Annotated in this window: 14 protein-coding genes; 7 read left to right on the top strand and 7 right to left on the bottom strand. The window is 73.4% G+C overall.

Going from position 1 to position 18,055, the window contains the following annotated elements; genetic code table 11:
• Positions 1 to 271 precede the first annotated feature (271 nt).
• Genes ABZ490_RS11645 through ABZ490_RS11635 form a run of 3 tightly spaced genes read right to left on the bottom strand, consistent with a single transcriptional unit; the run spans position 272 to position 3,790 of the window.
• Positions 272 to 898: a TetR/AcrR family transcriptional regulator gene (locus ABZ490_RS11645; protein WP_358987984.1), complete on the bottom strand. Its 627-nt coding sequence runs from the start codon at positions 896 to 898 to the stop codon at positions 272 to 274.
• 44 nt (positions 899 to 942) lie between these two features.
• On the bottom strand, positions 943 to 3,027 hold the full coding sequence (locus tag ABZ490_RS11640; protein WP_358987981.1) for a YhgE/Pip domain-containing protein: 2,085 nt from the start codon (positions 3,025 to 3,027) through the stop codon (positions 943 to 945).
• A complete protein-coding gene (locus ABZ490_RS11635; RefSeq protein WP_358987978.1) occupies positions 2,999 to 3,790 on the bottom strand; it encodes an ATP-binding cassette domain-containing protein in 792 nt (263 codons plus the stop codon). The genes ABZ490_RS11640 and ABZ490_RS11635 overlap by 29 nt, the downstream gene beginning before the upstream one ends.
• 177 nt (positions 3,791 to 3,967) lie before the next feature.
• Here ABZ490_RS11635 and ABZ490_RS11630 point away from each other — a divergent pair, with 177 nt between their 5' ends.
• From ABZ490_RS11630 to ABZ490_RS11620, 3 genes are all read left to right on the top strand, one after another.
• On the top strand, positions 3,968 to 4,531 hold the full coding sequence (locus tag ABZ490_RS11630; protein ID WP_358987975.1) for an SAV_6107 family HEPN domain-containing protein: 564 nt from the start codon (positions 3,968 to 3,970) through the stop codon (positions 4,529 to 4,531).
• Positions 4,532 to 5,247: 716 nt separating this feature from the next.
• Positions 5,248 to 6,018, top strand: coding sequence for a methyltransferase (locus ABZ490_RS11625; RefSeq protein ID WP_358987972.1), 771 nt, complete (start codon positions 5,248 to 5,250; stop codon positions 6,016 to 6,018).
• Between the two features lie 275 nt (positions 6,019 to 6,293).
• Positions 6,294 to 6,686, top strand: coding sequence for a DUF3040 domain-containing protein (locus ABZ490_RS11620; protein ID WP_358987969.1), 393 nt, complete (start codon positions 6,294 to 6,296; stop codon positions 6,684 to 6,686).
• A 79-nt stretch (positions 6,687 to 6,765) separates the two neighbouring features.
• Here the strand turns inward: ABZ490_RS11620 and ABZ490_RS11615 are convergent, their stop codons facing one another.
• The 4 genes from ABZ490_RS11615 to ABZ490_RS11600 all read right to left on the bottom strand — a co-directional run bounded on the left by ABZ490_RS11615 (position 6,766) and on the right by ABZ490_RS11600 (position 12,493).
• Positions 6,766 to 9,270, bottom strand: a complete 2,505-nt coding sequence (locus ABZ490_RS11615; protein WP_358987966.1) for a DUF3488 and transglutaminase-like domain-containing protein — start codon at positions 9,268 to 9,270, stop codon at positions 6,766 to 6,768.
• Positions 9,267 to 10,649 carry a DUF58 domain-containing protein gene (locus ABZ490_RS11610; RefSeq protein ID WP_358987963.1) on the bottom strand — a complete coding sequence of 461 codons (1,383 nt, stop codon included), beginning with the start codon at positions 10,647 to 10,649 and terminating at the stop codon, positions 9,267 to 9,269. Before ABZ490_RS11610 ends, ABZ490_RS11615 begins: the two co-directional genes overlap by 4 nt.
• Positions 10,649 to 11,686, bottom strand: coding sequence for a MoxR family ATPase (locus ABZ490_RS11605; RefSeq protein ID WP_358987960.1), 1,038 nt, complete (start codon positions 11,684 to 11,686; stop codon positions 10,649 to 10,651). Before ABZ490_RS11605 ends, ABZ490_RS11610 begins: the two co-directional genes overlap by 1 nt.
• Before the next feature lie 261 nt (positions 11,687 to 11,947).
• A complete protein-coding gene (locus tag ABZ490_RS11600) occupies positions 11,948 to 12,493 on the bottom strand; it encodes a carbonic anhydrase (RefSeq protein ID WP_055639095.1) in 546 nt (181 codons plus the stop codon).
• 341 nt (positions 12,494 to 12,834) lie between these two features.
• Between ABZ490_RS11600 and rsmH the strand changes: the two genes are divergently transcribed.
• The 4 genes from rsmH to ABZ490_RS11580 are packed head-to-tail and all read left to right on the top strand — an operon-like array spanning position 12,835 to position 18,054.
• Positions 12,835 to 13,791 carry a 16S rRNA (cytosine(1402)-N(4))-methyltransferase RsmH gene (gene rsmH / locus ABZ490_RS11595; RefSeq protein WP_358987956.1) on the top strand — a complete coding sequence of 319 codons (957 nt, stop codon included), beginning with the start codon at positions 12,835 to 12,837 and terminating at the stop codon, positions 13,789 to 13,791.
• Positions 13,792 to 13,837: 46 nt separating this feature from the next.
• Positions 13,838 to 14,374, top strand: a complete 537-nt coding sequence (locus tag ABZ490_RS11590) for a septum formation initiator family protein (RefSeq protein WP_358987953.1) — start codon at positions 13,838 to 13,840, stop codon at positions 14,372 to 14,374.
• Between the two features lie 5 nt (positions 14,375 to 14,379).
• Positions 14,380 to 16,341 (top strand): penicillin-binding protein 2, encoded by a 1,962-nt coding sequence (locus ABZ490_RS11585; RefSeq protein WP_358987950.1) that lies wholly within the window; start codon positions 14,380 to 14,382, stop codon positions 16,339 to 16,341.
• Between the two features lie 57 nt (positions 16,342 to 16,398).
• The gene (locus ABZ490_RS11580; protein WP_358987947.1) at positions 16,399 to 18,054 is read left to right on the top strand and encodes a UDP-N-acetylmuramoyl-L-alanyl-D-glutamate--2,6-diaminopimelate ligase; all 1,656 of its coding nucleotides are present in this window, start codon (positions 16,399 to 16,401) and stop codon (positions 18,052 to 18,054) included.
• Position 18,055: the final 1 nt, after the last annotated feature.

Below are 18,055 nucleotides of genomic sequence, written 5' to 3'. Positions count from 1 at the left end.
CGCGACAGTGGAGACACGGAGAAGGGGCGCGGCTCCGGCACCGGCGACACGGGGCGCCGGAACGGAGCGGCCCTTGCTCCGCTCCTTCCGCCGACCCGTCGGCGGGAGCGAGGCACGGGGGAGACCCCGGGGGAACGACCGCACGGGGGAACAACGGGGGAGAACACAGGGGGGAACGGGGGAATGGGGAGCACGAGGAAGCGCCGGTGCGTGGTGGCTCGCGGGGGACGCGGCCACGACGGACCGGCGCTTTCGTGTGCGCGTCCCGCCGTCAGCGGGGACCGCTCACCCGCCCCTGCAACAGCCGGGACAGCGCCGAGTGGACGTCGTCCAGCGAGCGCTCCGGCTGGAACGCCTGCCAGTCCAGGGCGGCCACCAGGACCATCCCGACCAGCGCGGACGCGGTCAGCTGGACGTCGATCTCCTCGCTGAACTCGCCGTTGTGCACCCCCTCGCGCAGCACGCCCTCCACGACGGCCACCGCCTGCTCGCGCACCACCATCAGCGTGGACTGCCAGGTCCGGTTGGTGCGCCACAGCTCGGCCACGTACAGCTGGGTGAAGGAGGGATAGCGCTCGATGAAGACGAGGCCCGCGCGGACCATCGCGTCCAGGGCGTCGACCTTGCTGCCGCCCCGCTGCTCGGTGTCCTCGGCGGCCTGTCTCAGGGAGGCGGTGAGCAGGCCGACGCCATGCCGCAGCAACTCCTCGAAGAGGACCGACTTGCTCGCGAAATTGTAGTAGACCGTGCCCTTCGCGACACCGGCCCGCTCGGCGATCTCGTCCACCGTGGTGGCGGAGAAGCCCTGTTCGGCGATAAGGGTGACGGCCGCCTCGTAGAGCTTCTGCCGGGTGGCCTCGCGGCGGGTGCGGCCGCCCGACGTGGTGCTGCTTTCCATGGTCCCGATTGTCACAGCAACCCGACCCTCCGTACGCCGGATCCTCACAGGCTCAGTTCGGGGTGCAGCCGGTCCAGGGTCCACACCTGGCGGCGGCGGGCCGACAGGGCGGTCAGCGCGAGCGCCCCCGCGGTGAACAGGACGAGCACCACGCACGCGTGCCACACCGGCTGCAGACCGCCGCCCGTGATGAGCCTGCGCAGCGCCTCCACGACGTAACTCATCGGCAGCCAGGGGTGGACGGCGTTGAAGAAGCCGGGGCTGGTCTGCACCGGATAGGTGCCGCCCGCCGAGGTCAGCTGGAGCATCAGCAGCGCCAGGACGAGGATCCGGCCCGCCGCGCCGAAGCGTGCGTTGAGCCACTGCACGAGGGCCGCGAAACACGCCGTGACGAGGAACAGGAAGCCCACCGTCCCGGCCGCGTGGGCCATCTCCAGGCCGATCGCCCAGTGCAGCACGGCCATCAGCGCCGTCGTCTGGAGCACCCCGACGGCGACCACCGGCAGCCAGCCCGCCAGCGCGATCCGCCAGGCCGGGGCGCCCACGGCGAGGGCGCGCCGGTTCATCGGCGGGATCAGCATGTACGCCACCATCGCGCCCACCCACAGCGACAGCGGGATGAAGTACGGGGCGAAACCGGTGCCGTAGTTCGCCGCCTTGTGCAGGTCCTGGGCGGCGAGTCGCACGGGGTCGGCCATGACGGCGGTCCGCGTGTCGCGCTGCTGCTCGTCGTAGTCGGGGATCCGCGCGGCGCCGTCGTGCAGTCCGTCGGCGAGTCGCCCGGAGCCGTCGGAGAGTTTGTACATGCCGCCGGTGAGGTCCTCGGCCCCGGACCTGAGCCTGCCGACGCCCTGGTCCAGGGTGCCGGCGCCGGTGCTGGCCGTGCCGAGCCCGGTGTGCAGCTCCCGGGCTCCCGCGGCGACCTTTCGGGCCCCGGTGTTGAGGGCGTTGATCCGGGTCACCGCGTCGTCGAGGTCCTCGGAGAGGTGCGGCGCCCGGTCGGCGAGGGCCTGCGCCTGTTCCTGGAGCGTGCCGAGGTGGGCGCGCAGGGTCGTCAGGTCGCCGTCCTGGTCGGCGATCAGCGTGTCGAGGTCGTCCGCGACGGTGGCGACCTGGGCGGCCGTGTCGCGGGCCTTCTCCAGGTCCGCGCAGGCGGCGTCGGGCAGCACCGGGTGCTCGCAGCGGGTCCGGTAGAGGGCCGCGAGCGTGTCGGAGGCGGTGTGCGCGCCCCTGGCGGCGGTCGGGGCGGCCTTCACGAGCGTGTCGAGGTGGGCGCCGACCGCCTCGGCGGAGTCCGCGACCAGCTGCGCGGTGTCGCCGATGGTCTTCTCGTTGTCCTTGAGGAAGGGACCCACCTTGCCCGCGACCCCGTTGACCCGGTCGGCGAGCGTCTGGGTGCCGTCCGCGACCTGCCGCGTGCCGTCCGCGAGGTCGCCGGACCCCGAGTCGAGCTTCTCCAGACCCGTGGCCAGCGAGCCGCTGCCCTTCTTGGCCGCGGACAGCCCGTCGGCGAGGTCCTTCGACCCCTTCTCGGCCTTGCCGATGCCCCCGTTGAGGTCGTCGGCGCCGTCGGCCGCCTTCGCGGTCGCGCCGTGGAGGTCGGAGAACGAGACGAAGATCCTGTCCAGGAACGACCGCGAGGCCTTCGTGGAGGCGGCCGTGCGGACCTCGCTGAAGACGGTCCGTGAGATCTGTCCGACGATGTAGTTGTTCGCGTCGTTCGTCCGCACCCGCAGGGCGCCGGTCTGCGGTGTGTCGCCCGCGCTGGAGGCGATCCGCGCGCTGAGGTCGGCGGGCATGGTCAGCGACAGGTAGTACGTGCCGTCCTCCACGCCCGCGCGTGCCTGCTCGGCGCTCACCTCGTGCCAGTCGAAGACCTCGCTGTCCCGCAGCCCGCGGGTGATGTCGTCGCCGGCGGTGATCCGCTTCCCGTCGGCCGTCGCCCCCTTGTCGTCGTTCACCAGCGCCACCGGGATGCGGTCGAGCCGGCCGTAGGGGTCCCAGAACGACCACAGGTACAGCGCCCCGTAGAGCAGGGGCAGCAGCAGAAGCGCCACCAGGGCGGCCCGCGGGAGCTTCCCCCTGCCGAAGCGGCGCAGCTCAAGCGCGGCCAGTCGGGGCGAGCGCATCGGCCTTCTCCTTCTCGTCGGGTCCGGTGACGGGGGCCTCGGTGGCGGACGCCTCGGTGTCCGCTGCCGGGTCCCCGGGGGTGCGGGTGGACACCGCGGTGATCCCGTCGGGGGCCTCGGCGCAGACCGCCAGGACGGTGGTCCCGGACGCGGCGATCGCCCTCAACAGGTCCCAGACCGCGCCGCGTTCGGCCTCGGACAGCTTCAGGTCGGTGTCGTCGACGCCGAGCAGCGCCGGCCGTCCGACGAGCGCGAGGGCCACCGACAGCCGCAGTGCCTCGATCCGTTCCAGATCGCGTACGGCTGTCCGCCCGCCCTTGGGCAGGGCCGCCCGGTCGAGACCGGCCGCCTCCAGTGCGGTGTCGATGCCGTGGTCCGCCGCCGCGGCCCGCTCCGCGCGCGGGCGCAGCAGCTCCCGTACGGATCCGCCGAACCGCCGCTGGAGCATGGCCCGTTCCCGCAGGTGCTCGTCGACGGTCAGCGCCGGGTCGAGGTCGGTGACGCCGGCGACATGCGCGAGCGCGCCGGTCCGGCGCACGGCCGCCGACTGCTTCGGCAGCCGTGCCGTGCCCACGGTCGCCGTTCCCTCGGTGGTCCTCATCCGGCCGGTGAGCGCGAGCAGCAGGCTCGTACGGCCGGAGCCGGACGGTCCCTCGATCGCGAGCAGCGAGCCGGGTTCCGCGTCGAGGTCCACGCCGCGGAAGGCCCAACCGCGGGGGCCCTCGAGGCCGAGGCCTTCGGCTGTGATGCGGACGCCGCCCACAGTCCCCCCTGATTCCGTGGTGATTTTGAACTGACTGGTCAGTGCAAAAACTAACCCGAACCTTCGATCGAAGCAAAAGCCGAGGTCAGAACGGATTGTCAGTGGCATACCGCACGATGGGCACATACGGCACCACCCGGCAGGGAGTGCCGTCACCCAGACGACAGGAGGTTCGTCATGGCCAGCTCCCACGCAGCCGCCGCACACCGGCGCCGCGCCACCGGCCCTGCCCCCTCACTGACCGGCCCGGCGAGCGACGTCCACCCCGTGCTGCGCCGGACGACGGCACCGCCCGCCGCACTCGACCTGCTCGCCCAGGCCCGCGCCGGCCTGGAGGAGGCGGCCGTCCTCGAGACCCCCAACGAGCGCTACGCCACGGCCCATCTCGCCGCCCTGCGCACCGCCGCCGCCGTCCTCGCCGCGCGCGGCCGCCCCGACCCCTCCCCCCGTAAGCGGGCGCGCATCCGCAGCGCCTGGGAGGTGCTCCCCGAGATCGCGCCCGAACTCACCGAGTGGAGCGCCCTGTTCGCCTCCGGGGCCGGGCGCCGCGCCCGGGCCGAGGCGGGCATCCAGGGCGCGGCCGGCCGCCGGGACGCCGACGATCTGATACGCGACGTGGCGATGTTCATCCGCCTCGTCGAGCGCCTGCTGGTCCTCCAGCCCGTCCTGCCCCAGCCCCGCCAGGACGGGGACGACCCGGACGGCAGGGGAGCGGGACGGCCGATACCGGACGCGGGCTGAGCCGGGCCGGCCCCCGGCCGTGCCGGCCCCGCTTGGCGAGGCCGCCCTGCCAGGACCGTCCCGCCGGGCCGGCGACGCCGAACGCGGGCTGAGACCGGACCGGCCCGCGCCCTGCCGGGCCCGCTCGTCGGGACTCTCGTCCTGCCGGGCCGTCTTGCCGGGGCCGGGACGGGGATGCCGGAGGACGGGGACGCCGGACGAGGGTTGAGGCTGGGCCAGCTCGCACCCTGCCCGGCCCGCTTGTCGGGGCCGTCTGCCGGGACTCTCGTCCTGCCGGGCCGTCTTGCCGGGACCGGGACGGGGATGCCGGAGGACGGGGACGCCGGACGAGGGTTGAGGCTGGGCCGGCTCGCACCCTGCCCGGCCCGCTTGTCGGGGCCGTCTGCCGGGACTCTCGTCCTGTAGGGCCGTCCTGCCAGGGTCGTCCCGGCCGGGACCGGCACGGGGATGCGGGCGTGGGCTGAGACCGGGCCGGCCCCCGCCCTGTCGGGCCCTCCCGCTGGGGCCGGACCGGAGCCGGACGGGGGTTGGACCGGAGCCGGACGGGGATGTCGGGCGTGGGCGGACGCCGTGCCCGGTCCGGGTGCCGGAGGCAATAGGGTGGACGCTGTTTGAAGCCTTCCCTCCGCCCGGACCGCTCCGGTCGCGCCGGTCCGGGAGGCAGCCCGTTCGCTCCGCCGCGCAAGAGGCGGTGCCGCGCCGAGGAGTCAACCGCCGTGCCGGACCCGATCCGCCCCCGTGCCGCTCTCCGTACCGCCGTGGTCTGGGAGGTCCTCCAGGACGCCCTCGAGCGCCGGGTCAAGGCCACCGGCCGCGAGGCGCTCGACGTCCTCGACACCGGCGGCGGCAGCGGCAACTTCGCGGTGCCCGTCGCCCGGCTCGGCCACCGGGTCACGGTCGTCGACCCCAGCCCCAACGCGCTCTTCGCGCTGGAGCGCCGCACCGCCGAGGCCGGCGTCGCCGACCGCGTGCGCGGCGTCCAGGGCGACGCCCACGGCCTCTTCGACGTGGTCGAGCGCGGCGGCTACGACGCCGTCCTGTGCCACGGCGTCCTGGAGTACGTCGACGACCCCGCCGAAGGCGTCCGCAACACCGTGGCCGCCCTGCGCCCCGAGGGCGTCCTCAGCCTCCTCGCCGCCGGCCTCGGCGGAGCCGTCCTCGCCCGGGCCCTCGCCGGCCACTTCAAGGAGGCCCGGCAGGCCCTCTCCGACCCGGACGGCCGCTGGGGCAGCGGCGACCCCGTGCCGCGCCGCTTCACCGCCGAGCAGCTCACCGGGCTCGTCGAGGGCGCGGGCCTCGACGTCACCGCCGTGCACGGCGTACGGGTCTTCGCCGACCTCGTCCCCGGCGTCCTCGTGGACACCGAGCCCGGCGCCCTCGACGCCCTGCTCAAGCTGGAGGAGGCCGCCGCCGAACTCCCCGCCTTCCACTCCGTCGCCACCCAGCTCCACGTGCTCGGTGAGACACGGGGGACCCAGGAGGCCTGAGCGCTCCCGGACCCCGCCCGCTGATCAGGGGCTTGGCGGCACATGGAGTACGCCACAGGCCCCCCGTTCGGGCGCGGCGCGCCGTATGATCGAGGGAGACCGCCCGGCATGACGGGTCGGCCGCCGGGGAATGGAAGCCTCAGCGGACCGGGACGCCCATGGCGGGCTCCGGTTGGCCAATTGGCGTAGAGGGGCGGGTTTCACGGGGGCGGATCCCTGCCTATCCTGAAGGGACCCCCGAGTCGCCCCGGCGACTGCACGATGAGGAGGACTCCGTGCCGCTCTCGGAGCACGAGCAGCGCATGCTCGAGCAGATGGAGCGAGCGCTGTACGCCGAAGATCCCAAGTTCGCGTCGGCGCTCGAGGGAAGCGGGCTGCGTACGTACACCCGGCGGCGGGTCTACCAGGCGGTCGCGGGCTTCCTCGTGGGTATCGCGCTCCTCATGGCGGGCATGGTCGCCAAGCAGGTGTGGCTCAGTGTCGTGGGCTTCCTCGTCATGCTGGGCTGTGCGGTGCTCGCGGTCACCGGCTGGCGCAAGGCGCCCAAGCCGGGCGAACACCCCGCGGGCGCGCACCACACCCGTGGCCAGGGACGGCAGAAGCGCTCACTGATGGACCGGATCGAGCAGCGCTGGCAGCGCCGCCGAGACGAGCAGGGCGGCCACTGACCGGCCCCCACCCCGGACGACGTCGAGGGGGTGACCACCCACCGGGTGGTCACCCCCTCCGCGTGTCCGCGTCCTCCGCTCAGCTCTGCTGGCCCGAGGGGCGCCGGCGCAGCAGGCTCGCCAGCCGGTCCGCCCGGCCCGCCCAGGACGCCTTGAGGGCCGTCCAGCGGTCCGCGAGGTCCCAGACCGCCCGGACGGCCGAACGGGGTGCCACGACCGCCCGCACCCTGGTGGTCCAGCCGACCCTCGCCCGCAGCGCCGCCCGCACCCGGTGGACCTCCTCGGACAGCCCGGTCCCGGCGCGCGGGTGCGGCGCGAACAGCACCTGCTCCACGGCCCCGGCCACCCGGTGCACCGAGTCGGCCGCCGTCTCGTCCAGCTCCCCGATCCGCACGATCCGCGCCGCCGCCCGCCGGGGGGTCAGCGCGTCGTCCGGTTCGATGCCGTAGTCCCAGGCCGTGTCGACGAGCTCGCGCCAGACCGCCAGCACATGTGCCGTCGCGGCCCCGGCCGCCTCGTGGGACGGCTCGTCCAGCAGCACCGCGGAACCGGGGCCCTCCGCCGCGAGCCCGTCGGTGCCGGCCGCCGGTTGCCGTCCGCCGGCCGGCCCGGCCCCGGAGTGCCGGGCCGACGCCAGCCGCACCGACCGCCGGCGCAGCCGCCACAGCATCGGCAGCGACGGAAGGGCCAGCGCCAGGGCGCCCAGCAGGATCCAGCCGATGGTCTCGTACAGCGGGGTGCCCTGGTCGCCCTGCTCCGCCTCGTCCAGCGGGAGCGCCGCACCGCAGCCGTCGAGCTTCTTGTCCTGCGCCGAGCAGCTCGTGCTCGCCGAGGGAGCCGCCGAGGGAGCCGCGTCCGCCGACTGGGAGGACTGCGGCAGGTCGGGGGTGTCCGCGTTCGAGGAGTCCGGCACCGTGTACGACGGGGTCGTCCCGCGCGTCGGGGTCGGCTCGAAGCGGGTCCAGCCCACGCCCTCGAAGTACAGCTCGGGCCAGGCGTGCGCGTCCTTCAGGCTCACCGCCACCGAACCGTCCGCCTGCGGGGAACCCGGCGCGAAGCCCACCGCGACCCGGGCCGGTATGCCCAGCGTGCGGGCCATCGCCGCCATCGCGAACGAGAAGTGGACGCAGAAGCCCTGCTTGTCCCGCAGGAAGCGGGCGATCGCGTCGGGCCCGGAGCCGACCTCCACATCGGTGTCGTACTCGAAGCCGCCCGTGACCGCGAAGTAGTCCTGGAGCGCGACCGCCTTCGCGTAGTCGCTGGTCGCGCCCGCGGTGATCTCCTTCGCCTGGCGCGACACCAGCTTCGGCAGCGAGCCCGGCACCTTGGTGTACTCGTCCCGGATCGAGCTCGGCGCCTTCGGCGCCGCCTCCAGCTGCTTCGCCGTCGGCTGCACGTCGAGGCTCGTCACCTCGTACGTCTTGCCGCTGGTGTCCTCGCCGTGGTCGCCGACGAGGGTCATGCCGACCGGCTCGTACCGCCAGTCGCCCTTGATCGTCACGCCGCTCGGCGGATACGGCATCGGCAGCCAGGCCTGGGCGTAGCCGGCGGCGGCCGAGATCCGGGTGGAGACCACCGCGCGCTTGATGTCGGGACCCAGTCCGGTGGGCGTGGGGAACTCGTCCGGCACGGCGACGATGTGGCGCTTGGAGGGCTTCCAGGTGGTGCCGTCGAAGTCGTCCAGGGAGACGATCCGCAGATACATGTCCGACAGGTCGTCGGCGTTGGTGCTCAGCGTCAGGACCGTGCGGTCGTCGTTCACGTTCAGGCTGTCGCGCAGGGACACCACCGGGTTGACCGCGGAGATCGTCCCCCCGCTGCCGTTGCCCGCTCCCACGCCCGTCCCGGCGCCCGCCAGCAGGCCGCCCTGGATCGCCGGCAGGGGCAGCAGCGGCACCACCAGGGCCACGCCCAGCGCGGCCATGCCGATCCGCCGGCCGGTGCGCACCGGCGCCACCGCCCCCGGCTGCTCGCCCGGGGTGCGTGGCGCGCCGGCGAAGACCCGGCCCCACTGGGAGAGCCGCTCACGGCCCTCGGCCAGCAGCAGCATCAGATAGCCGGCCGCGGCGATCAGGAACCACACCCAGTCGCTCGACCCGTTGGACAGTCCCGCGGCCACCGAGTACAGCGCGAGCAGCGGCAGACCGGCCGGCGCGGCGTTGCGGAAGGTCACCGCGAGGGTGTCCACCGCCAGGCCGATCACCAGGACTCCGCCGACCGTCATCAGCCGGATGCCGTCGGACAGCGGGGCGGGGATCGCGTACTGCCCGACGTCCTCGGTGCCCGCCCGCAGCAGCTCCCCGAAGTGCTGGATCGCCTCCGGGCCCGGGACCACCCCGAGCAGCGCCTGCTCCCGGGCGAAGACCAGGGTGAGCAGCAGCAGCGAGACCAGCGCCTGGGCGGCCACCGTCAGCGGCCGGGCCAGCGGCACCCGGCGGGCGGCCGCGCCCACCCCGGACTGGATCGCCAGCAGCACCGCCGCCTGGAGGATCCAGGTCGCCGGGTCGACGAGGGGCAGCAGGGCGCACGACGCCATCAGCGTGGCCGCCGCCGAGCACAGTGTCAGCCGAGCCCGTCCGCTCATGATCCCGCCTCCCCCGCACGTGTCCCGCCCGCCGTGACGACGCCCGCCCGCTCGCGGTCGGCCTGACGCCACAGCTCGTCCAGCGAGGTGCCCCGCGGTACGCCGAGGGCGGTCCAGCCCGCCTCGCGCAGCAACCGCAGCCGCTCCTCCTGACTGTTCATCGGATGGGCCATGCCGTTCGGTTCACGCCCCCAGGTGTCGCTGTCCAGCAGGAAGGCGACCGCGCCCCCGCTGCGCTGGCGCATCTTCGCGGCGATCGCCGCCTGTTCCTCGTCGATGTCGCCGAGGAACGCCACCAGCAGTCCCTCGTTGCCGCTGCGCAGCAGGTCGTAGGCGCGCGACAGGCTCGCGCCGTCGGAGTGGTCGACCACCGCGAGGGTGTCCATCATCAGCCCGGCGGCGTCCGCCGACTCCCCGCTGGCCCCGGCGAACCCGTCGGCGCCCTCCCCGGGCACCGAGGTGCCGGTGTCCGTCAGCAGCCGGACCGAGAAGCCCCGCTCCAGCATGTGCACGAGGACGGACGCGGCGCCCGAGACCGCCCATTCGAAGGCGGAGTCCGGGCCGGCGCCCTCGTAGGCCAGGGCCCGGGTGTCCAGGAGCACCGTGCAGCGGGCCCGCTGGGGCTGCTCCTCGCGGCGCACCATCAGCTCGCCGTACCGGGCGGTCGAACGCCAGTGCACCCGGCGCAGGTCGTCGCCGTAGCGGTAGCCGCGCGGGATCACGTCGTCGTCGCCGGCCAGCGCCACCGCGCGCTGCCGCCCGTCGCCGTACCCCTTGGCCTCGCCGCTCAGCCGCACCGGCGGCAGCGGCTCCACCCGGGGGATCACCGTCAGCGTGTCGTACGTCGAGAAGGACCGGGTCAGTTCGCACATGCCGAACGGGTCGCTCAGCCGGAGCTGGAGCGGGCCCAGCGGATAGCGGCCGCGCAGATCGGAGCGGACCCGGTAGGACACCTCGCGCCGGCCGCCCGCCTCCACCCGGTCCAGGACGAACCGGGGGCGCGGGCCGAGGACGTAGGGCACCTTGTCCTGGAGCATGAGCAGGCCGGTGGGCAGCCGTGAGACGTTGTCCATCCGCAGATGGACGCGGGCCTCGCTGCCGGCCGGCACGCGCGCGGGGGCCAGCCGGCGGCTGCCGGCGACCCGGTAGCGGGTGCGGTAGACGACGGCCGCGCAGATCAGCGGGAGCGCGGCCAGCAGCAGCCCGACCCGCAGCAGATTGGGCTGCCCGAGCACGTACGCGCAGACGGCGGCGGCTATGCCGGCCGCCAGGAAGGAGCGCCCGCGGGTGGTCAGACCCGCCAGAGCGGTCCGGGCGCCGCCCTTCTCGAGGCGGCCGCCCTGGGGCTGTCCGGTCCGGCCGGTCCCCCCGGTGGTCATCAGATCCTCCGCGGCGGCTGCTGCGGGTACGCGGGCGTGTTCTGGCCCAGGCCGCCGTAGGTGTGCTGCTGGCCGCCGGTGGGCACCGGGGTGCGCTGCAGGATCTCCTCGACGACCTGTTCCGCCGTGCGGCGGTTGAGCTGGGCCTGTGCCGTGGGCAGCAGACGGTGGGCCAGGACGGCCACGGCGAGGTGCTGCACGTCGTCCGGCAGCGCGTAGTCCCGGCCCGAGAGGGCGGCGGACGCCTTCGCCGCGCGCAGCAGGTGCAGCGTCGCGCGCGGCGAGGCGCCGAGTCTGAGGTCCGGGTGGGTGCGCGTGGCGCCGACCAGTTCGACGGCGTAGCGGCGAACCGATTCGGCGACGTGGACCGTGCGGACGGCGTCGATCAGCTTCACGATCTCGTGCGCGTGGGCGACCGGCTGGAGGTCGTCCAGCGGGCTGACCCCGCCGTGCACGTCGAGCATCTGCAGTTCGGCCTCCGCGCTGGGGTAGCCGATGGAGACCCGGGCCATGAAACGGTCGCGCTGGGCCTCGGGCAGCGGATAGGTGCCCTCCATCTCGACCGGGTTCTGCGTGGCCACCACCATGAACGGGCTGGGCAGCTCGTACGTCTGCCCGTCGATGGTGACCTGGCGCTCCTCCAGGGACTCCAGGAGCGCGGACTGCGTCTTGGGCGAGGCCCGGTTGATCTCGTCGCCGATCACGATCTGGGCGAAGATCGCGCCCGGCTTGAACTCGAAGTCGCGGCGCTGCTGGTCCCAGATCGACACGCCCGTGATGTCCGAGGGCAGCAGGTCCGGTGTGAACTGGATCCGGCGCACCGAACAGTCGATGGACTTCGCCAGCGCCTTGGCGAGCATCGTCTTGCCGACGCCGGGGACGTCCTCGATCAGAAGATGTCCCTCGGCGAGCAGCACGGTCAGCGAAAGCCGTACGACCTCGGGCTTGCCCTCGATCACTCCCTCCACCGAACTGCGGACTCGATCCACAGTGGCGGTCAGATCCGTGAGGCTCGCTCGCTCGTCATAGGTCGTCACCCGGCCCTCCTCGGCCCTTACATTGCTCCGGGCCGACGCTCTTCACCGCGAACCGGCCCACCCCGAATCACGTGCGCCACCCGTGAAATGTTCGGCGTGGCGTCACAACCGCATTCTTGCTGCCGTTACCGATTCGTGTCACTCGCCTATGGACAACTGCCCGCGATATGTCGGTTCTATGGCCTTTTGAGTACCGGTGCAGGAGAAATCAACAGGCAAATGACAGCGAACCGGCAACGGTGCGGGCGGTCGGCGAGGCCGTCAGGCGGGGTCGATCTCGCGCAGCAGGCCCGTCTTCACGTCGAACACGAAGCCGCGCACGTCGTCGGCGTGCAGCAGGAACGGCGAGGTGCGCACCCGCTGCATGGACTGCCGTACGTCCTGGTCCACGTCCCGGAAGGCCTCCACGGCCCAGGCCGGACGCTGGCCGACCTCCATCTCCAGTTCGGTGCGGAAGTCCTCGGTGATCGCCTCCAGGCCGCAGCCCGTGTGGTGGATCAGCACGATGCTGCGCGTGCCCAGCTTGCGCTGGCTGATCGTGAGTGACCGGATCACGTCGTCGGTGACCACCCCGCCCGCGTTGCGGATCGTGTGGCAGTCACCCAGCTCCAGGCCGAGCGCCGCGTGCAGGTCGAGACGGGCGTCCATGCAGGCCACGACCGCCACGTGCAGCACGGGCCGGGCGTCCATGCCGGGGTCGGTGAAGGCGGCGGCGTACCGCTCGTTCGCGTCGACGAGACGGTCGGTCACCGTGCCGCCGCGTATGGCGCCTTCGGACTCGGTGGGTACGGATGCAGAAGTCGTCATAACCATGACGGTACTGGTCACGGCCCTTGCGGTCCTGTTGTGAGAAGGGAAAAAGAGCGTCATCACGTCGCACTTGTGAGGTAGGCCACAGGAGTGAGGTCGCGCCACCCGGCCGGGTGATTTCCGCCGCTCCGGCGCTTCACGACGGCGCCCGCCCGCGACGCGCAGGCCGGTTGATTGACCGCGAGACACCGTGGACTAAAGTGACGCGAAGCGGGAGGCGGCGGCTCGACGGCGATCTCCCTGCTGGACTGACTTCCCCGCATGCCGCGGCAGGCCTTCCCCAGACGAGAGGGCGGGGACCCGGCGGTGCGCGTTCCCGCCGGATCTGAGAGGGCCCCTTGAGCCAGAGTCGACACGTCCCGGTGATGCTCCAGCGGTGCCTGGACCTGTTGGCCCCCGCCCTGACGCGGCCCGGCGCCGTCGTCGTCGACTGCACCCTCGGCCTCGGCGGCCACAGCGAAGCCCTCCTCACCCGGTTCCCCGGGGTCCGGCTCGTCGCCCTCGACCGCGACAAGGAGGCCCTGCGGCTCTCCGGCGAGCGCCTCGCCCCCTTCGGCGAGCGCGCCACCCTGGTGCACGCCGTCTACGACGAACTCCCCGACGTCCTCGACCGGCTCGGCCTCCCGCACGTCCAGGGCGTCCTGTTCGACCTCGGCGTGTCCTCCATGCAGCTCGACGAGGCCGGCCGCGGCTTCGCCTACGCCCAGGACGCCCCGCTCGACATGCGCATGGACCAGACGACCGGCATCAGCGCCGCCGAGGTCCTCAACACCTACCCGCCCGGCGAACTGGTGCGGATCCTGCGGGCGTACGGCGAGGAGAAGCAGGCCAAGCGGATCGTCTCCGCGATCGTCCGCGAACGCGACAAGGAGCCGTTCAGCAACAGCGCCCGGCTGGTCGAGCTGATCCGCGGCGCCCTGCCGCAGGCCGCCATGCGCACCGGCGGCAACCCGGCCAAGCGCACCTTCCAGGCGCTGCGCATCGAGGTCAACGGCGAACTGTCGGTGCTGGAGCGGGCGATCCCGGCCGCCGTCGAGGCGATCGACGTGGGCGGGCGGATCGCCGTGCTGTCGTACCACTCGCTGGAGGACCGGCTGGTCAAGCAGGTGCTCGCGGCCGGCGCCGCCACCACCGCCCCGCCCGGGCTGCCCGTCGTCCCCGAGCGCTACCAGCCCCGGCTCAAGCTGCTGACCCGCGGTGCCGAACTTCCCACCGAGGAAGAGGTCGCCGAGAACCGGCGCGCGGCCCCGGCCCGGCTGCGCGGGGCCGAACGCATCAGGGAGTCCATCGAATGAGGGCGCGGCGGGCGCAGGTGGGAAAACCGGACTCGGGGGAGGGCGAGTGAGCAGGAAACCCGAACTCAAGGGGAGGGCGGCCCGGCTGGCCCGGCTGTTCCCCGCGGGACCGCGCCAGGCGGCCCGCACCCCCTTCGTCCTCCTCGTCGTCCTCCTCCTCGGCGGCGGCCTCATCGGACTGCTCGTGCTGAACTCCGCGCTCAGCGAGGGCTCGTTCCGGATGGGCGACCTCCAGCGGGACACCAAGAACCTCACCGACGAGGAACAGGCGCTCCAGCGCGACATCGACTCCTACTCCGCCCCGGACGCCCTCCGCCGCCGCGCCGGTGAACTCGGCATGGTCCCCGGCGGCGACCCCGCGTTCCTGGACCCCGACGGCACCGTCAAGGGCGTTCCCTCGCCCGCGGCCGGGCAGTCCGCGCAGGGCGCCGCCGACGTCGTACGGCCGCCCGAGGCGATGACGCTCTCCCAGACGATCGCCTCGCCCGCGGCGTCACCCCCGACCGCACCGCCCGGTGGAACTCCCGCGCCGAGCGCCTCGCCGGCTCCGACCGCAGCCCTTCCCACGACCCCCGGCAGGTGACGGAAGTGTCCGACAGGGAACCGCCCCGCCGCCGCGTGCCCGGCCCCGCCCGGCCCTCCCGCCCCGCCTCCGCCCAGCGCCGCCCCGGCCCCGGCGCCCGCCCGGCCCGCCGTCCGGCCGCCCCGCGCCCCCCGGCCCCGCGCGCCCTCCGGCTCGGCAGCCCCCGCCCCCGGCTGCGCATGGTCGGCCTCGCCCTGACCCTGGTGATGGCCGCCTTCGTCGTACGCCTCCTCCAGGTCCAGGCCGTCGACGCCGGCACCTACGCCGCCAAGGCCGACCGGAACCGGTACGTCGGCCAGGTGCTGGCCGCCGAGCGCGGCGAGATCACCGACCGCAGCGGGGTCGCTCTCGCGAGCAGCGAGGACGCCTACGACATCACCGCCGACCCGACGATGTTCAACCGCGAGAACCTGAGGATCGACGACGGCCCCGAGCAGGCCGCGGCCCTTCTCGCCCCGATCCTCGGCCAGGAGCAGGCCACGATCGTCGCCAAGCTGCGGCCGAAGAACACCAGGTCGCAGTACGCGCTGCTGGCCGTCCGGCAGACCCCGGAGGTCTGGAAGCAGATCAAGGACCTGCGCTCCGCGCTCGCCGCCAAGTCCCGGTCCGACGGCACCACGGTCAACGTCCTCGCCGGTCTCTTCGCGGTCCCCAGCAGCAAGCGCGTGTACCCCAACGGCGACCTCGCCGCCTCCGTGCTCGGCTGGGTCAACGCCGAGGGCAAGGGCGGCGGCGGCATCGAGCAGCAGCTGAACTCCGTCCTGGCGGGCAAGGACGGCAAGATCCGCTACGCCCAGTCCGGCGGCCTCCAGGTCCCCACCGCCGGCTCCACCGAGACCCCCGCCGTGCCCGGCTCCGACATCGAGCTGACGATCGACCGGGACATCCAATGGGCCGCCCAGAACGCCATCACCGAGCAGGTCAAGGCCTCCAAGGCGGACCGCGGCTACGTCGTCGTCCAGGACACCCGCACCGGTGAGATCCTCGCCATGGCCAACTCGCCCGGCTTCGACCCCAACGACCTCACCACCGCCGACCCGGACGCCCTCGGCAACGCGGCCCTCCAGGACGCCTACGAGCCCGGCTCCACCGCCAAGATCATGTCGATGGCGGCCGTCCTGGAGGAGAACGTCGCCACCCCGCTCACCCATGTCGTCGTACCGAACCGGCTGCACCGCGGCGACCGGCTCTTCAAGGACGACATCGACCACGCGACCTGGAACCTGACGCTCAACGGCGTGCTCGCCAAGTCCAGCAACATCGGCACGATCCTCGCCACCGGGGAACTCGGCAAGACCCAGGCCGAGGCCAACCGGGTCCTCTACTCCTACCTGCGCAAGTTCGGCCTCGGCAGCTACAGCGGCCTCGACTTCCCCGGCGAGACCAAGGGCATCCTCGCCGCGCCGGACACCTGGTCGACCTCGCAGCAGTACACGATCCCTTTCGGACAGGGCGTCTCCCTCAACGCGCTCCAGGCCGCCTCCGTCTACTCGACCATCGCCAACGGCGGGGTACGGATCGAGCCGACCCTCGTGCGCGGCACGCAGGGCCCCGACGGCCGCTTCACCCCCGCCGCCGCACCCGAGAAGACCAGGGTGGTCAGCGCCAAGACGGCGAAGACCCTCGCCCAGATGCTGGAGTCGGTGGTGGACGACCAGGAGGGCACCGGCACCAAGGCGCGCATCCCCGGCTACCGCGTCGCGGGCAAGACGGGCACGGCGAACCGCGTGGATCCGGCCACCGGCAAGTACAAGGGATACACCTCCTCCTTCGCCGGCTTCGCCCCCGCCGACGAGCCCCGGGTCACCGTCTACTGCGCGATCCAGAACGCCACCCAGGGCAGCTACTTCGGCGGTCAGATCTGCGGACCCATCTTCAAGCAGGTCATGGAGTTCGCCCTGAAGACCCTCCAGATCCCGCCGACCGGGGCGAAGGCCGCGAACCTGCCCGTCACCTTCTCCCCCTGACGTCCCCGCCCGCCCCGTCCATCGCTGTTCAGCGCCGAACCAGCCAGGAACCAGCCCGTGACCATGATCACTCCCGACCCCGGGAACCACGCGTCCCCCTCCGCCTCGCTTCGCCCGCAGGCGGGTGGGCCCGGTACGCTCACCGCCGTGCCACACGCTGATCAGTCCCAAACCACCCAGAAGGGCGCATCCGTGACCTACCCGGGACCGCCCAGGCCGGTCCAGGTCTCCGCCACACCCCTCGCGGAGCTCGCCGACCAGCTGGGGGCCACCGCCGTACGGAGCGAGGCGGCCGTCACGGGCATCACCCACGACTCGCGCGCCGTCCGCCCCGGCGACCTGTACGCCGCCCTCCCGGGCGCCCGGCTGCACGGGGCCGACTTCGTCACCCAGGCCGCCGGACTCGGCGCGGTCGCCGTGCTCACCGACCCGACCGGCGCCGAGCGCGCCGCCGCCACCGGACTGCCGGTCCTGGTCGCCGACGACCCGCGCGCGCGGATGGGCGAGCTGGCCGCCACGATCTACGGCCGCCCGGGCCGCGACCTGCTCCAGATCGGCATCACCGGCACCTCCGGCAAGACCACCACCGCCTACCTGGTGGAGGGCGGACTGAAGTCGCTGAAGTCCACCGGGCTGATCGGCACGGTCGAGATGCGCATCGGCGAGGAGCGCATCAAGTCCGAGCGCACCACCCCCGAGGCCACCGACCTCCAGGCCCTGTTCGCCGTCATGCGCGAACGCGGGGTCGAGGCGGTCGCCATGGAGGTGTCCAGCCACGCCCTGGTCCTCGGCCGGGTCGACGGCTGCGTCTTCGACATCGCCGTCTTCAACAACCTCAGCCCGGAACACATGGAGTTCCACTCCGACATGGAGGACTACTTCCGGGCCAAGGCACAGCTGTTCACCCTTAAGCGCAGCAAACTCGGCGTGGTCAACCTCGACGACGCGTACGGCCGCCGGCTGGCCCGCGAGGCCGAGGTCCCGGTCGTCACCTTCTCCGCCGAGGGACACCCCGACGCCGACTGGCGCGCGACCGAGGTCCACATCGGCCCGATGGACTCGACGTTCACCGTCCTCGGCCCGGACGGGGTGCGCGTCGCCGCCAGGGCGCCGCTGCCCGGCTCGTTCAACGTGGCCAACACCCTCGCCGCGATCGTCGCCCTCGCCGCCGCGGGACTCGACCCGCAGACCGCCGCCGACGGCGTCGCCGCCGTACCGGGCGTGCCGGGCCGGCTGGAGCGCGTCGACGCCGGCCAGCCCTATCTCGCGGTCGTCGACTACGCCCACAAGACGGACGCCGTCGAATCGGTGCTCAGGGCCCTGCGCAAGGTCACCAAGGGCCGGCTGCACGTCGTCATCGGCTGCGGCGGCGACCGGGACCGCACCAAGCGCGCGCCGATGGGCGCCGCCGCGGCACGGCTCGCCGACACCGCCGTACTGACCTCCGACAACCCCCGCTCCGAGGACCCCCTCGCGATCCTCGCGACCATGCTCGAAGGGGCCGCCTCGGTGCCCGCGCACGAGCGCGGCGAGGTGCTCCTGTTCGAGGAGCGGGCCGCCGCGATCGCCGCCGCCGTCGCCCGCGCGCACGCCGGGGACACCGTGCTGGTCGCGGGCAAGGGCCATGAGCAGGGCCAGGACATCGCCGGGGTGGTCCGTCCGTTCGACGACCGCCAGGTGCTTCGCGAAGCTATCCAGCAGACCCAGGGATGAA

Origin of the sequence: Streptomyces sp. NPDC005811, from assembly GCF_040630405.1 — a bacterium.
Classification (GTDB): Bacteria; Actinomycetota; Actinomycetes; order Streptomycetales; family Streptomycetaceae; genus Streptomyces.
The sequence above is the reverse complement of the archived record's forward strand: the minus strand, read 5'-3'. Positions and strand labels throughout refer to the sequence as shown.

Bases quoted from the DNA above. Each gene is read 5' to 3' on its own strand.
- ABZ490_RS11645 (WP_358987984.1), bottom strand. From the start codon at position 898: ATGGAAAGCAGCACCACGTCGGGCGGCCGCACCCGCCGCGAGGCCACC.
- ABZ490_RS11640 (WP_358987981.1), bottom strand. From the start codon at position 3,027: ATGCGCTCGCCCCGACTGGCCGCGCTTGAGCTGCGCCGCTTCGGCAGG.
- ABZ490_RS11630 (WP_358987975.1), top strand. From the start codon at position 3,968: ATGGCCAGCTCCCACGCAGCCGCCGCACACCGGCGCCGCGCCACCGGC.
- ABZ490_RS11615 (WP_358987966.1), bottom strand. From the start codon at position 9,270: ATGAGCGGACGGGCTCGGCTGACACTGTGCTCGGCGGCGGCCACGCTG.
- ABZ490_RS11610 (WP_358987963.1), bottom strand. From the start codon at position 10,649: ATGACCACCGGGGGGACCGGCCGGACCGGACAGCCCCAGGGCGGCCGC.
- ABZ490_RS11600 (WP_055639095.1), bottom strand. From the start codon at position 12,493: ATGACGACTTCTGCATCCGTACCCACCGAGTCCGAAGGCGCCATACGC.